Genomic DNA, 15,613 nt, shown 5'->3' on the forward strand with positions numbered 1-15,613 from the left:
TTTTGGAGGCTAGAGGTGAATGCTGCTTGAACCCGACCAGATCTTAACGGAAGCAGTCGTAGAGACAGTTATTCAGGTTCTAGTCTCCTTATAGATATATGAACAATAATTCAAAAGTATTAGCATTAAAATATAGACCACAAACTTTTGATGATCTTATTGGTCAAGAGGTTGTTGTAGAAACTATTACTAACTCGATTAAAGCTGACAAAATACCTAATGCATATTTGTTCACCGGAATAAGGGGAATAGGAAAAACCACAACAGCACGAATTGTTGCAAAAGCACTTAATTGTTCAAATGGTATTGATAATTTATGTAAAGAAAACTTTTGTGAAAGCTGTAAATCTATAAGTGAGTCTAGTCATATAGATGTGCTTGAAATGGATGCAGCAAGCAAAACAGGTGTAGATGACGTAAGAGATTTAATCGAATTTTCAAGATATGGGCCTACCTCGGCTAAATATAAAATCTTCATTATTGATGAGGTTCATATGTTAAGCAAACAAGCATTTAATGCTTTATTAAAAACTTTAGAGGAACCACCAGAATATCTAAAATTTATTTTTGCAACCACAGAAATTAAAAAAATTCCAATTACAGTAGTATCTAGATGTCAAAGATTTGATTTATCTAGAATTAAATCCTCAGAATTATTGGAGTTTATTAAAAAAATTAAGGACAAGGAAAATGGAAAAATAAGCGACGATGCTTTAAAGCTTATAGTAAAAATTTCTGAGGGCTCTGTTAGAGATTCTTTATCGTTGCTCGATAGAGCGCTATTAAGTTTGGATGAAGGAAAAGTATTAGACTTAAATTCAGCTCAAAAAATTTTTGGGTATTTTGATAAATCTCAATTAATCGATTTGTTTGAGTTAATTTTAAAAGGTGAAGAAACAAAAGTAATAAGTATTTATAGAAAAATTTATGACCAAGGTGTTGAACCAAAGGTTTTTATTAATGATTTCTTAGAGTTACTTTACTATTTTAAGAATATTAATTCTTTAACTTTAGAAAGTACAAACTTTTCATTAAATGATGAAGAATTTTCTAAAATCAAAAATTTATCAAATCAAATAGATTCAGAGGTATTAATATTATTTTGGCAATTTGCCATCTCTTCTCTCGAAGAGATTGACATAGTTTCTAATCAACACCTTTCAATTGAGATGTTCTTAATAAGACTAATGCATTTAAGTTCTATAAAATCTGAAAATAAAATTGAAAATGTTGAGACGCACTTGAAGAGTGAAAATTTTGTAAAGAATACAGAAACTGAATTAACTTCTAAAACAATAAATCAAATTAAGAATGTTGCACAGGAAGAAAAAAACAAACCAGAAGTTCATACAGAAATTGAAGCAGAACATAAAATTAATATAAATGCATTTGAGGATTTAATTGAAATTTGTTCAAAAAAAAAAGACATCAAACTTAAATATGAGTTAGAAAAAAATGTTAACCTTGTAAAATTTGAAAAAAATAGAATTGAAATATCTTTTAATGAAAGTTTAGATAAAGATTTTGTAAAAGATTTATCATCAAAGCTTTTTGAATGGACCGGTGAAAGATGGATTATCACGTTCAGTAAATTAAAAGGGCAAATGTCAGTAAAAGATAAAGAAAAAAATTTAAAAAAACAGTTAATGGATGAAATGAAAAATTCAGAGATATTTAAAAGTGTGATGGATAAATTTCCTGATGCTGAATTAATTGATGTAAATTCAAACAAAGATGGAGTTGAAAATGACTGATTTTAGTAAAATTTTAGATAAAGCAAAAGAACTTGAGGCAAAAATGAAAGAAAGCCAACAAAAGATTAAGGAAATTAGAGTTGAGGGAGTTTCGGGTTCAAATTCTGTAAAGATAACTTTGGATGGAGAGGGAGAGATGCAAACAATAAAGTTATCTGATGAAATTATGAAAGAGGACAAAACTATAATCGAAGATTTAATTGTTGCAGCACATAATAGTGCTAAATCTCAACTTAAATCAAAAACAACTGAGGAAATTTCAAAAGCAACTGGAGGTTTTGGAATTCCTGGTTTTAAATGGCCTTTGTAATAGATGCAAAACATCAGTGAGATAGAAGAATTAATTAAATTAATTTCAAAACTTCCAGGCTTAGGCCCCAAATCAGCAAAAAGAATTGTTTTAAAATTAATAAATAATCGCGACGAACTTGTAAAACCTATGGCAAATACATTGGTACAGGTTTATAAAAATGTAGTTAGATGCAATTCATGTGGTGCTTTAAAGTCAAATTCAAATGGTTGTTTAAATTGTGAAAATGTAAAAGAAAAATATAATAAAATTTGTGTAGTAGAGGATATTGCAGACCAATGGTCGATTGAAAATTCAAATATATTTCAGGGCTATTTTCATATTTTAGGAGGGACAATTTCTTCAGTTGGCCAAAGAAAAGAAGATTTGTTAATTAACTCATTAGTTGAAAGAGTTAATAGAGATAAAATTGAAGAGGTAATTCTTGCAACTAGTGCAACTGTAGAAGGTCAAACCACTGCATATTATATTCAAGATAGTCTAAAAAATTTAGATGTTAAAATTACTAAATTAGCACAAGGTTTACCAGTGGGAGGAGAGATTGAAAGTCTAGATGATGGTACTTTATTTTCTGCTTTTAAAAATCGATCTAATTTGGTTTCGAACTCAGATTAGATTTTTTTTTTAACCTATTTAAGTGAAGTAATGGTTCAGTATAACCTGAAGGTTGCTCTTTACCTTTAAAAACTAAATCACACGCCGTTTGAAAAGCTATTGAGTTTTCATAATCACCACTCATTTTAACATATAGTGGATCATCTTTGTTTTGGTTATCTACTATTTTAGCCATCTCTTTCATTATTTCAGTTACTTGTATTTTTGTTGTAATTCCATGATGAATCCAGTTTGCTATATGTTGGGATGAAATTCTAAGAGTGGCTCTGTCTTCCATCAAGCCAATATTATTAATATCAGGAACTTTTGAACAACCTACACCTTGATCGACCCATCTTACAACATAACCCAACAAGGTTTGCGCTGAATTAGAAATTTCTTTGTTTATATCTTCCACAGACCAATTTGGTCTGTCTGCTATTGGGATTGTTAAGAGATCATCAAGCTTAGCTGGCTCTCTATCAATTAATTTTTTTTGTTCCTTGAAAATATTTATTTCATGATAATGTAAAGCATGTAATGCAGCTGCTGTTGGAGAAGGAACCCATGCGCAGTTTGCTCCTGCTTTTAAGTGTCCTGTTTTTTGTTCCATCATATCTTTCATTTTATCTGGCATTGCCCACATTCCTTTTCCAATTTGAGCTTTACCAGAAAACCCACAACTTAAACCAATATCAACATTGTTATTTTCGTAAGCAGTAATCCATTTAGATGATTTCATGTCACCTTTTTTAATCATAGGACCAGCTTCCATTGATGTATGCATTTCATCACCAGTTCTATCTAGGAAGCCAGTATTGATAAAAAAAACTCTATTTTTAAGACTTCTAATACACTCTTTTAAATTTGCTGATGTTCGTCTTTCTTCATCCATAATTCCAATCTTACAAGTATACTTGGGTAAATTTAGAACTTCTTCAACTTTAGAAAAAATTAAATCTGTAAATGCTGTCTCGTCTGGACCATGCATTTTAGGCTTTACAATATAAACCGATCCAGTTCTTGAATTATTTTTGTTTTTAATATCGTGTAGCGCAGCTGCCGTTGTTATAAATGCATCCATAATACCCTCAGGTATTTCACTTCCATCACTTAATAAAATTGAAGGGTTAGTCATTAAATGACCAACGTTTCTTACAAGTAATAAACTTCTACCATGTAACTTTAAACCTTTGCCATCTTTTGAGATATAGCTTCTGTGTGGATTTAATTTTCTCTCAAATAATTTTCCTTCTTTTTCAAATTTTGACTTAAGGTCTCCTTTCATAAGACCTAGCCAATTTCGATAACAAATAATTTTATCCTCTGAGTCAACTGCTGCTACACTATCTTCATTATCACAAATTGTTGACACTGCTGATTCTAGTATTATGTCACTAATACCTGCATGATCTTGTTGGGCAGCAAAAGCTCTCGAGTCTTTTAAAATTTCAATATGTAAATTATTATTTTTTAGAATAATTGCGGATGGATTATCACTTTCACCTCTATGTCCAACAAATTTATTTTCGTCCTCCAAATCAAAAATATCCGCACCTTTTAAAACTTTTAATTTCCCATATTTTACAGCAAAACTTGTAATTTTATTCCAACTCAATCCAGCTAACGGAAAGTACTTATCTAAAAAATCTCTCCCATATTTTATAACCATTTCACCTCTTAGAGGGTCATATCTTTCAGACACACTATCTTCAGACTGTTCAATTACATCCGTACCATAAAGACTATCATATAAACTCATCCATCTTGCATTCGCAGCATTTAATGCATATCTTGCATTCATCACAGGCACAACCAACTGAGGCCCTGCTATACTTGCAATTTCCTCATCAACATTTTCAGTTTCTATTTTAAAATCAGGCCCCTCATTTTTTAAATAACCAATTTCTAATAAAAATTTTTTATACTCATCTGAATTAAATTCTTTCCCTTTATTTTTGATATGCCAATCATCAATTTTATTTTGTAAATTTTCTCTAAATTTAATTAATTCTTTATTTTTTGGTGCAAGCTCATCTAGGGTTCTTTCAAGACCTAACCAGAAATTTTCTGAGGATACATTTGTATTTTTCAATAATTCATCATTTACAAAGTTTGATAGTTTTTCTGATACTTGAAGATTATTAATTTTAATATATTTTTCTTGCATAGCACTTAAGTTCGTACCCCATCTGTATTTTTGCCTGAGAGCTTTACTCCTTCGGCGGAAATCAATCTCTTTCCAGAGTGTTATGCTTTAATCGGTCCTTTTGCCTGAGAGTTTCCGGGGTGGTTGCTCCTTCGGCGCTATAAATAGTCTCTCCCGATAGTGAATTTGTATCTGTTAAATAATTTAAGTCAATTAATAAGAATTACTCTTTAATTTAATATCATTTTATTGCCTTTTTTGTATTTTAACCATCCGCTATAAATAAAATATGAAAAATTACTTAAATTTTGAAACAGAAATTAAGGAGCTAGAAAACGAGCTAGAAAAATTGAAAGATCCCTACAACCAAGAGGGATTATCTGAAGTTGATACTCAAAAAATTTCAAGTACTCAAAATGAAATAGACGAAAAATTAAAAAATATTTATTCCAATCTAGATCCTTGGCAGACCACTATGGTTGCTCGTCACGAAGATAGACCTAAAGCAAAATTTTTTATTGATAATTTGTTTGATGATTTCATCTCTCTGTCTGGAGATAGATATTATGGAGAAGATAAATCAGTATTAACAGGATTTGCAAAATTTAATGGAAAATCTGTATTAGTGATAGGTCAAGAAAAAGGAGAAGATTTAGATAGTAGAATTGAGAGAAATTTCGGAATGATGAGGCCTGAAGGCTATAGAAAAACAATAAGATTAATGAATTTAGCAAATAAATTTAATATTCCAATAATTTCATTTATTGATACTCCAGGAGCATATCCAGGTGTGGGGGCTGAAGAAAGAGGACAGGCAGAGGCGATTGCAAAATCTATTGAGTGCTGTATGGAGCTTAAAGTTCCAACAATTGCAATAATTATAGGTGAGGGAGGTTCTGGTGGAGCAATAGCATTAGCTTCATCAAATAAAGTTCTTATGCTTGAAAATGCAATCTATTCAGTAATATCCCCAGAGGGATGTGCAACTATTCTTTGGAGAGATCCAAAAAAAATGCTCGATGCGGCAAAAGCCATGAAGCTTTCAGCAAAAGATTTATTAAAATTAAAAGTTATTGATGAAATAATTGAAGAACCTTTAGGTGGTGCGCATAGAGATAGAGATATTATATTAAACAACGTGAGAGAAACCTTAACAAAAAATTTAAATAATTTTGATGAATTATCTTCAGAAGAAATAATGAATGAGAGAAAAAATAAATTTCTTAAAATTGGAAGAAACGATGGTTTTATGACTAGTACCGAGGATCTAAGCACATTAACTATTAAGAAAAGTAATTTAGATCAAATTTTTAAATCAAAAAAAACATTACTAGCAATTATTGGTGGATTAATTTTAGTTACTTCAATCTTTTTATTAATTTAAATTTTATAAAGCACCGCAGCAGTGCTTAAATTTTTTACCAGAACCACAATAACATGGCTCATTTCTGCCTATTTTTTTATTTTTTGCAATTTCTTTATATTTATCCTCTCTTTTACTTTCGTCATTTTGGTTTGTTTCGACTACGACCTTTAAGTTCATAAGTATTGTTACATAATCCAATTTTAATTTATCTAAAAGATTGGAAAAAAGTTCAAATGCTTCTTTTTTGTATTCAACTAATGGATCTCTCTGACCGTAAGATCTTAAACCTATAACTTGTCTTAATTGTTCCAAATATTGGATATGGGATTTCCAATTTAAATCAATTGACTGAAGAAATATTCTTTTTTCTATATCTTTTGCTTGCTCATCACCAAGAAGTTTAATTCGTTCGTTCCTAGTTTCTTGAAATTTATTTGAAATCTTTTCTCTAAAATCTTTATCTTTTGCTTCAATTAAATCCTTAAATTCAGTTTCTTCAAAGCTTTTTCCAACTATTTGCTTAGTTTTATTATTAAATTCGTTACTTTTAGGATTGGCTAAATTTGAAATTTTTAACTTTATTAAATCATCAGATATTTCCTTTAAAAATTCATCTGAATAATCAAAGATATTTTCACTATTCATCGCATTTTTTCTTTGTGAAAATACAACATGCCTTTGATCATTAAGGACATTATCAAATTTAATAAGTGTTTTTCTTATATCAAAATTTCTTGCTTCTACTTTCTGCTGAGCTCTCTCTAATGCTTTATTAATCCATGGATGATCAATACTTTCACCATCTTTAAGTCCTAGCTTTTCGAGCATACTATTCATAGAATCTGATCCAAAAATTCTCATTAAATCATCCTCTAGACTAACGTAAAATACAGAACTTCCTTCATCTCCTTGTCTTCCAGATCTTCCTCTTGCCTGGTTATCGACTCTTCTAGATTCCATTCTTTCAGTACCAATTACAAATAAACCACCTAAAGATTTTATTTTATCTTTATTAATTTTAAGTTCCTCTTCTGGAATAGAACCTTTTTTACCACCAAGTTGAATATCAACTCCTCTTCCCGAAATACTTGTTGTAATTATTAATGAATTTTCTTTTCCCGCATTTGCAATTATCTCAGCTTCATTTTCATGATTTTTTGCGTTTAATACTAAATGTTTAATATTTTTTTGATTTAATAAATTTGAATAAACTTCAGATTTATTAATGCTTGAGGTAAATACTAAAATAGGTTGACCCAATTTGTTTCTTTCAATTATTTTTTCTATAATTGCGTTATTCTTTTCTTTTTCTGTTCTAAAAATTAAATCATTAAAATCCTTTCGGATCATTTCTTTATTTGTTGGAATAACAACAACAGGCAGGTTGTAAATTTCAAAAAATTCTTCAGACTCTGTTGCGGCAGTACCAGTACAGCCAGATATTTTTTTATAAAGTTTAAAATAATTTTGATAAGTTATTGAAGCTAAGGTTTGGTTTTCAGCTTGTACTTGAATATTTTCTTTGGCCTCTAATGCTTGATGCAAACCATCTCCAAAACGTCTGCCCTCTAAAATTCTTCCAGTAAGTTCATCTATAATTTTAAGACTTCCATCTTTAACAATATAGTCTCTGCCTTTTTCAAATAAATGATTTGCTCGTAAAGCTTGATTAACATGATGAACTAAATGTAAATTTTCTGGGTCATAAAAATTATTATTTTTTAAAATACCAGCGTTAGAAAAAAGTTTTTCAACATTATTAATTCCATCATTTGTTAATAAAACACTCTTTTCTTTTTCATCTATTTCAAAATCTTTAGTATTTAAGACTCTAATTAATTTATTAATTGCTAGATATTGGGCTGTTTTATCTTCAGCTGCTCCAGAAATTATCAAAGGTGTTCTTGCTTCATCAATCAAACATGAATCTATTTCATCTACTATTGAAAAATTATGATCTCTCTGAACCATTTGGTCTTCAGAAAATTTCATATTATCTCTTAAGTAATCAAAACCTAATTCACTATTAGTTGCATAAGTAATGTCACAATTGTAGTTTTTCTTTCGTTCTGCATCATCTTGATAGTTGTTAATAAATCCTGATGAAAGACCAAGAAAATTATAAATTTGTCCCATTTCAATTGAGTCTCTTTTTGCAAGATAATCATTTACAGTTACTATATGTACGCCTTTACCGCTCAATGCATTTAAGTATGCAGCAAGTGTTATGGTTAAGGTTTTTCCTTCTCCAGTTCTCATCTCAGCAATTTTACCCTCATGTAAGGCCACACCTCCTATTAACTGAACGTTAAAGTGTCTTTCATTTCGTGTTCGTTTGGCAGCCTCTCTGACTAAAGCAAAAGCTTCTGGAAGTAACTCGTCTAATGTTTTTCCATCTTTTATCTGATTTTTAAATTCATTAGTTTTTTTTGGAAAGTCGTTGTCATTTAAATTTTTTAACTCTTCCTCATATAAGTTTATTTTTTCTACAATTTTACCAATCCTATCCAGCTCTTTTTGATTACTAGATTTGATAAATTTTGTTATTAAATTTAATGGGTTAAACATGACTATTTGATTTATTCTTTACTTATATTGTTTAATATATGTATTAAATAAATAATTTAAACAATATGGGAATTAATTTAACGAATTTTTTATCATCTCAATCAAAAAATACTAAAATGATTGATTTTCAAGACCTTGATCATCTAGATGGTCTTTCAATTTCAGTTGTTTCAGCAAATTTATATAAAGATATCAGAGATGATTTAACTATGTTTTATTTTAGAGAAGGTGCAAATTATGCTTCTGTTTATACACAGTCAAAAATAGTATCTGAAAATATAAAATGGAATATCAATCAAAGACCAAAAAAAATATATTCTCTAATTGTAAACACAAGAAATGCAAATGCTTTTACTGGAAAGCAAGGGTATGAAAGTTTAAAAAAAATAGCAGATTTAACTGCGAAACAATTAAATAAAAAACAAGAAGAAGACGAAGAGAATCCAAAGAAAATTTCTTCAAAAAATATAATTTTTGGTTGCACTGGTACAATTGGAGAAATTTTTCCATATGAAAAAATTTCTAACAATATTCCAAATTTAATAAAAAAAATTACTTATACTCAAAATAAATTTATTTGGATGAAGGCAGCACTTGCAATCATGACTACGGATACAAAGCCAAAATTAGCTATGGAGGAATGTTATATTGGAAGTGAAAAAGTAAAAATATATGGAATTGCTAAAGGTTCAGGAATGATACATCCAAATATGGCTACGACACTTGCGTATATATTTACTGATGCAACTTTATCTAATGACGTTTTAGGAAAGCTATTAAAAAAAAATATAACTAATACATTTAATGCTATTTCTTGTGATGGAGATACCAGCACCAATGATATGGCAACTATCTTTGCAACTAATGAAGTTAAAAATTCTCAAGTAAAAAGTGTGAATGAAAATAAAATTAAAAATTTTGATAAAGCATTAAATAATGTTCTTTTGAATTTAGCCAAAAGAATTGTTTCAGATGGTGAAGGAGCATCAAAATTCATAACAATAAATGTTAGCAGATGTAAAAATGAGATAGATGCAAAAAAAATTGCTTTATCTGTCGCAAATTCTCCACTAGTGAAAACGGCAATTTCTGGAGAAGATCCAAATTGGGGCAGAGTTATAATGGCAATTGGTAAAGCGGGACCTAAAATTAATTTAAAAAAATTATCCGTTAAGTTTGGAAATATAACAATTGTAGAAGGTGGAAAATTAAATCAAAGTTATGATGAAAAACAAACAGCAAATTATATGAAATCTGAAAATATAGAAATAAACATTGAAACTTTTACAGGAAATAAAAACTTCACAGCTTATACTATGGATTTAACAAAAAAATATATTGAAATTAATGCAGACTATAGAAGTTAACTTATTGAAAACCTAAATTTTATAATTAAATAATATTTATGATTAAATATAAACTCTTTTGTAAAGAATGTAATTTAAAATTTGATAGTTGGTTTGCATCCTCAAACGAGTATGAAAGAATAAAAAAGAAAAAACTTTTGAATTGCCATAATTGCAATTCAAAAAAAGTTGAAAAAACAATTATGGCACCTAGGCTAATAACTCATAAATCAAAAACTGATGAAAAATTAAACTTAGAAAAATATAATAAAGTAAAAAAAACTATAAAAGATTATCAAAAATTTATTAAAGATAATTTTAATTATGTTGGTGACAATTTTGCTTATGAAGCGAGATCAATTCATTATAATGTTAAAAAAAAATCAAAGGGTATTTACGGTAGTGCATCAAATGAAGATTTGAAAGAATTAAAAGAAGAAGGTATAGATGCTCAAATGATCCCTTGGATAGATGATAAAGAAAATTAGTTTTTAATAAACTTTGCTATATAGTTTACAGATAAATCTCTAGAAATATTCCATTCATCTTTAATAATATTAAAATTCATGCCCTCTAATTTATTGAGAGATAAATCATATTTCATTAAAATTTTTTTAAGATCCTCAGGTTTAACAAATTTTTCCCATTCGTGTGTTCCAATTGGAAGCCATCTCAAAACATATTCTGCTCCAATAATTGCAAAAATATAAGATTTTAAAGTTTTGTTTATTGTTGCAACAAACATTAGTCCATTTTTTTTTAAAAGTTTTGAGCAAGACTTTAAAAAAAAATCTATATCTTCTACATGTTCAACAATTTCCATATTTAAAATAACATCAAATTTCTTTGTAATTTTTAATTTTTCAGGTGACGAACATAAATAATTAATTTTTAGATTGTTTTTTTTTGCATGAAGTTTTGCAATTTTTATATTTTTATCAGATGCATCTATACCTGTTACATTTGCTCCCATTCTTGACATCGGTTCAGATAATAATCCTCCACCACATCCAATATCTAAAATATTTATTCCCAATAAAGGTCTGAATTTATTTTTTAATTTGAAATTATTAATAATATTTTCCTTTATATATTTTATTCTTGTTGGATTAAATTTATGAAGTGGTTTGAATTTACCTTCTGGATCCCACCATTCATCGGCCATTTTAGAAAATTTATCTATTTCTTTTTTATTTACGCTAGTCATTGTGATAAATAGTTGACATAATAATTTAGATGTATTTTATCAATTATTTATTAAATATTAATAATTAAAGCTAGCATGAAAACTATCGTATTAAAATTTGGTGGAACATCCGTAGGAACTGTAGATAGAATAAAAAAGGTATGTAAAATTATTGCTTTTTACAAAAAGAAAAAAAATAAGGTAGTAGTTGTTTCATCGGCAATGAGTGGTGTGACAAATGAGTTAGTTAATAAATCTAAACTGATAAGTAGAAATTTTGATAAAGCAGAATATGATGCATTAGTTTCGACTGGAGAACAAGCATCATGTGCACTTATTGCAGGTAGACTTAAACATAATGGGTTTAAATCAAGATCTTGGACATCTTGGCAATTACCTATTTTAACAGACGGCCCTCACTCAAGTGCAAGGATTAGTTCGATAGGTATTAAAGAACTAAAAAAATATATAAATTTAGGTGGTATACCAATAATAACGGGTTTCCAAGGTGTTAGCAATGATTTTAGAATTACGACTATAGGAAGAAGTGGATCTGATGCAACAGCAATTATGCTCGCAAAATTTATTAAAGCTGATGAGTGTATAATTTATACTGATGTAGACGGAGTCTATACCACAGATCCAAGACAATATAAAAGAGCAAAAAAAATTAAAAAAATATTTTATGACGAGATGTTGGAAATGGCATCACTTGGGTCAAAAGTAATGCAGCCCACATCAGTTCAGGATGCAAAACTAAACAAAATTGATGTCAAAGTTAAATCATCTTTTGTTTCAAAAAGTGGAACCTTGATAACAGGTTCTAAAAAGATTTTTAGTAATAAAATTATAACTGGAATTTCATCAACTAAAAATGATGCTAAAATTACAATTGTAGGTGTTAAAGATAGACCTGGAGTAGCAGCATCAATTTTTAGACCGTTATCTAAAAATTTAATTAATGTCGATATGGTTGTTCAAAATATTTCTCAAAATGGAAAAGATACAGATTTAACATTTACCATCAAGTCTGAGGATTTAAAAAAAACTGAAAGATTGATTAAAAACAATAAGTCAATATCTTATAAAAAATTTTCTTTTGATAAAGATTTATCAAAAGTTTCTATTATTGGCGTTGGAATGATTACTACACCTGGAATAACTTATAGAATGTTTCAAGCATTAGCTTCAAAAAAAATAAATATTCTTGTTATATCTACTTCTGAAATAAAAATTTCAGTACTTATTTCTTCTAAGAATGTTAAAAAAGCTGTAGCAGTCTTACATAAAGAATTTAAACTAGACTAATTTTATGAGCCTAAGGCCTTTTAGAAATATTGATAGAAAAAAAACTAAAGTAATTAAAGTAGGTGATGTAAAAGTTGGTGGAAATAATCCAATTTCAGTTCAATCAATGACCAATACATTGACAACTGATGTATCGGCAACAATAAAGCAAATTCAAGAAATTCATGAGGAAGGTGCTGATATTGTAAGAGTGTCATGTCCAGATGAAGACTCATCAAAAGCTTTAAAAGAAATTACAAAAAATGTTAAAATTCCAATAATTGCTGATATTCATTTTCATTATAAAAGGGCTATTGAAGCGGCAGAAAATGGCGCAAAGTGTTTAAGAATCAATCCAGGAAATATTGGTGAAATAAATAAAATTCATGATGTTTTGAAAGCTGCAAAAGATAATGATTGCTCAATTAGAATAGGTGTTAATGCTGGTTCTTTAGAAAAAGATATACTTGAAAAGTATAAAGAGCCGTGTCCAGAAGCATTAGTGGAAAGTGCTTTAAGAAATATAAAAATTTTAGAAGATCAAGATTTTTTTAATTTTAAAGTAAGTGTTAAATCATCGGATGTATTTTTATCTATTGCTGCTTACAGACAACTTTCTAAGGTTACGGAGTATCCATTGCATTTAGGAATAACTGAAGCTGGAAGTTTTGTTACAGGCAGCGTTAAGTCTTCAATAGGCCTTGGTTCATTACTTTTAGATGGTATTGGTGATACTATTAGAGTGTCTTTATCTGATGATCCTGTAAAAGAAGTAAAAATTGGAAATGAAATACTTAAGTCTTTGGGATTAAGAAATAGAGGAGTAAAAATAATATCTTGTCCATCTTGTGCCAGACAAGCTTTTCAAGTAATTGAAACAGTAAAAATATTAGAAGAAAAATTATCTCACATAAAAACACCTATAACACTGTCAATTATTGGTTGTGTTGTAAATGGACCAGGAGAAGCGGCTTTAACTGATGTTGGTATAACTGGAGGAGGAAAAGGAAATAACATGCTGTATTTATCAGGTGTTCAAAGTGAAAAAGTCTTAACAGGAGAAATTGTAAATAAAGTAGTCTCAGAAGTTGAAAAAAAAGCTTCTCAGTTAGAAAAAAAGTAAAGAAATGATTCCAACAAAAACAATTGAAGAGCTTATTGAAAAACATTCAATTTTAGAAAAAGAACTTTCTTCTGGAGAAATTGATAAAAAATTATTTGCAGAAAAATCTAAAGAGTACTCAGATATTAATGAAATTGTACATATTGCAAAAAAGCATATCTCTTTTGAAAATGACAAACAAGAGTTAGAAAAAATTTTAGAAGATCAAACATCAGATGATGAACTTAAAAATATGGCTGAGACAGAATTAACAGGCTTAAAGTCTCAATATGAAATTAACGAAAAAAAATTAAAATTGTTTTTATTACCAAAAGATGAAGCAGATAAAAAAAATGCGATTATTGAAATAAGAGCTGGAACAGGTGGATTAGAGGCAAGTTTATTCGCATCAGATTTATTCAAAATGTACGAAAAAGTAAGCCATAAAAAAAGGTGGTCTTTAGAATTAATTTCAATATCAAGAAGTGATGCGGGAGGTTTAAAAGAAGTTATAGCCTCTATTAAAGGCAGTAATATTTATTCTACTTTAAAGTATGAGAGTGGAGTGCATAGAGTTCAAAGAGTTCCGGATACAGAGACACAAGGAAGGGTACATACATCAGCCGCAACAGTTGCTGTTTTGCCTGAGGCAGAAGAAGTAGATTTAAAAATAAATGATGCTGATTTAAGAATTGACGTATTTAGAGCAGGGGGGCCAGGTGGACAATCTGTTAATACAACTGATAGTGCAGTCAGAATTACCCACATTCCCACGGGTATTTCTGTTTCTCAACAAGATGAAAAATCACAGCATAAAAATAAAGCTAAAGGAATGAAAATTTTAAGAGCGCGCCTTTATGAGCTTGAAAGATCCAGAATAGATCAAGAAAGATCTCAGGATCGAAAAACAAAAATTGGTACTGGAGACAGATCTGAAAGAATTAGAACCTACAATTTTCCACAAGGTAGAGTTACAGACCATAGAATAAATTTAACACTTCATAAATTAGATGAATTTTTGGAGGGAGAGGTATTTGATGAAATGATAGAAGCTCTCACATTGCAAGCTCAAGAAGATAGTTTAAGTAATTTAAAATAAAATATGAATATTAATTTAGCATTAACTCAGGGATCAAAAATCTTAAAGAATAAATTTATACCTAATTCTCAATTAGATTCTGAAATTTTAATGGCAGAAACGATTAATAAAGATAGAAGATATATTTTGTTAAATTCTTATAAAAGTTTGCTTGAAGACGATTATAACAAGTTTAAACTTTTAATTAATCAGAGATCTTTAGGTAAACCAGTTGCCTATCTAACTAGAAAGAAGTTTTTCTGGGATTCAGAGTTTTTTATTACTAATGATACATTAATACCTCGACCTGACACAGAGTTGGTGGTCGAGAATGTATTAAATCTAACAAAACAGAAAAATAAAATTAATATTTTAGATATTGGAGTTGGTTCAGGCTGTATTCTTTTATCGGTCTTAAAAGAAAGAAAAAATTTTTATGGAACTGGTATAGATATATGCAAAAAATCTTTAAATATTAGTACAATAAATGCAGCTAAACTTAAAGTTACTTCTAGATTAAAATTGTATAAATCAAATGTTGACAAATTTAATTTAGGAAAATATGATGTGATAGTTTCTAATCCTCCTTATATTAAAACAAATGAATTAAAATATTTGGAAAGAGACGTTGCTAAGTTTGAGCCAAAACTAGCATTAGATGGTGGGTTAGACGGCTTATCGGAAATCAGAAAAGTAACTAAAAAAGCCTCTGAACTGATAAAAAAAAATGGCAAATTTATTTTAGAGATCGGATTTGATCAAAAAAATAAAGTTATTAATCTATTAAAAAGAGAAGGTTTTTATATAAATAGCACCAAGAAAGATTTAGCAAATAATGATAGGTGCATCGTAAGTACAAAAATATAATTTATT

Annotated in this window: 13 protein-coding genes and 1 riboswitch; of the genes, 10 read left to right on the plus strand and 3 right to left on the minus strand. The window is 28.9% G+C overall.

Translation table 11 applies throughout. From position 1 onward, the window contains the following. Window positions 1-98: 98 nt before the first annotated feature. Genes dnaX through recR form a run of 3 tightly spaced genes read left to right on the plus strand, consistent with a single transcriptional unit; the run spans window position 99 to window position 2,679 of the window. The gene (dnaX, locus tag AMN83_RS04495; RefSeq protein ID WP_075504474.1) at window positions 99-1,754 is read left to right on the plus strand and encodes a DNA polymerase III subunit gamma/tau; all 1,656 of its coding nucleotides are present in this window, start codon (window positions 99-101) and stop codon (window positions 1,752-1,754) included. After that, on the plus strand, window positions 1,747-2,064 hold the full coding sequence (locus AMN83_RS04500) for a YbaB/EbfC family nucleoid-associated protein (RefSeq protein ID WP_075485012.1): 318 nt from the start codon (window positions 1,747-1,749) through the stop codon (window positions 2,062-2,064). The genes dnaX and AMN83_RS04500 overlap by 8 nt, the downstream gene beginning before the upstream one ends. A gap of 3 nt (window positions 2,065-2,067) precedes the next feature. After that, a complete protein-coding gene (gene recR / locus AMN83_RS04505) occupies window positions 2,068-2,679 on the plus strand; it encodes a recombination mediator RecR (protein WP_075504475.1) in 612 nt (203 codons plus the stop codon). On the opposite strand, the gene AMN83_RS04510 is transcribed toward recR, so the two are convergent. Next, window positions 2,654-4,828 (minus strand): malate synthase G, encoded by a 2,175-nt coding sequence (locus AMN83_RS04510; protein WP_075504476.1) that lies wholly within the window; start codon window positions 4,826-4,828, stop codon window positions 2,654-2,656. The genes recR and AMN83_RS04510 overlap by 26 nt on opposite strands. Window positions 4,829-4,910: 82 nt before the next feature. Then, window positions 4,911-4,994, minus strand: a riboswitch (glycine riboswitch). 102 nt (window positions 4,995-5,096) lie between these two features. Here AMN83_RS04510 and AMN83_RS04515 point away from each other — a divergent pair. Next, window positions 5,097-6,191, plus strand: coding sequence for an acetyl-CoA carboxylase carboxyltransferase subunit alpha (locus tag AMN83_RS04515; protein ID WP_075504477.1), 1,095 nt, complete (start codon window positions 5,097-5,099; stop codon window positions 6,189-6,191). 3 nt (window positions 6,192-6,194) lie between these two features. Here the strand turns inward: AMN83_RS04515 and secA are convergent, their stop codons facing one another. Beyond that, the gene (gene secA / locus AMN83_RS04520) at window positions 6,195-8,741 is read right to left on the minus strand and encodes a preprotein translocase subunit SecA (protein WP_075504478.1); all 2,547 of its coding nucleotides are present in this window, start codon (window positions 8,739-8,741) and stop codon (window positions 6,195-6,197) included. A 65-nt stretch (window positions 8,742-8,806) separates the two neighbouring features. Here secA and argJ point away from each other — a divergent pair, with 65 nt between their 5' ends. Together argJ and AMN83_RS04530 are read left to right on the plus strand one after the other, a co-directional pair. Next, window positions 8,807-10,108 (plus strand): bifunctional glutamate N-acetyltransferase/amino-acid acetyltransferase ArgJ, encoded by a 1,302-nt coding sequence (gene argJ, locus AMN83_RS04525; RefSeq protein WP_075504479.1) that lies wholly within the window; start codon window positions 8,807-8,809, stop codon window positions 10,106-10,108. A 38-nt stretch (window positions 10,109-10,146) separates the two neighbouring features. After that, window positions 10,147-10,575: a DUF1178 family protein gene (locus AMN83_RS04530; RefSeq protein ID WP_075504480.1), complete on the plus strand. Its 429-nt coding sequence runs from the start codon at window positions 10,147-10,149 to the stop codon at window positions 10,573-10,575. Here the strand turns inward: AMN83_RS04530 and ubiG are convergent. Next, window positions 10,572-11,294, minus strand: a complete 723-nt coding sequence (gene ubiG / locus AMN83_RS04535; protein ID WP_075504481.1) for a bifunctional 2-polyprenyl-6-hydroxyphenol methylase/3-demethylubiquinol 3-O-methyltransferase UbiG — start codon at window positions 11,292-11,294, stop codon at window positions 10,572-10,574. The genes AMN83_RS04530 and ubiG overlap by 4 nt on opposite strands. 75 nt (window positions 11,295-11,369) lie before the next feature. Here ubiG and AMN83_RS04540 point away from each other — a divergent pair, with 75 nt between their 5' ends. Genes AMN83_RS04540 through prmC form a run of 4 tightly spaced genes read left to right on the plus strand, consistent with a single transcriptional unit; the run spans window position 11,370 to window position 15,607 of the window. Next, the gene (locus AMN83_RS04540) at window positions 11,370-12,581 is read left to right on the plus strand and encodes an aspartate kinase (RefSeq protein ID WP_075504482.1); all 1,212 of its coding nucleotides are present in this window, start codon (window positions 11,370-11,372) and stop codon (window positions 12,579-12,581) included. 4 nt (window positions 12,582-12,585) lie between these two features. Continuing rightward, window positions 12,586-13,683 carry a flavodoxin-dependent (E)-4-hydroxy-3-methylbut-2-enyl-diphosphate synthase gene (ispG, locus tag AMN83_RS04545; protein ID WP_075504483.1) on the plus strand — a complete coding sequence of 366 codons (1,098 nt, stop codon included), beginning with the start codon at window positions 12,586-12,588 and terminating at the stop codon, window positions 13,681-13,683. Between the two features lie 4 nt (window positions 13,684-13,687). Beyond that, on the plus strand, window positions 13,688-14,761 hold the full coding sequence (gene prfA, locus AMN83_RS04550) for a peptide chain release factor 1 (RefSeq protein ID WP_075504484.1): 1,074 nt from the start codon (window positions 13,688-13,690) through the stop codon (window positions 14,759-14,761). A gap of 3 nt (window positions 14,762-14,764) precedes the next feature. Then, complete coding sequence (gene prmC, locus AMN83_RS04555; protein ID WP_075504485.1) at window positions 14,765-15,607, plus strand: peptide chain release factor N(5)-glutamine methyltransferase; 843 nt, start codon at window positions 14,765-14,767, stop codon at window positions 15,605-15,607. Window positions 15,608-15,613 lie beyond the last annotated feature (6 nt).

Source organism: Candidatus Pelagibacter communis, assembly GCF_001180025.1.
Lineage (GTDB): Bacteria > Pseudomonadota > Alphaproteobacteria > Pelagibacterales > Pelagibacteraceae > Pelagibacter > Pelagibacter ubique_A.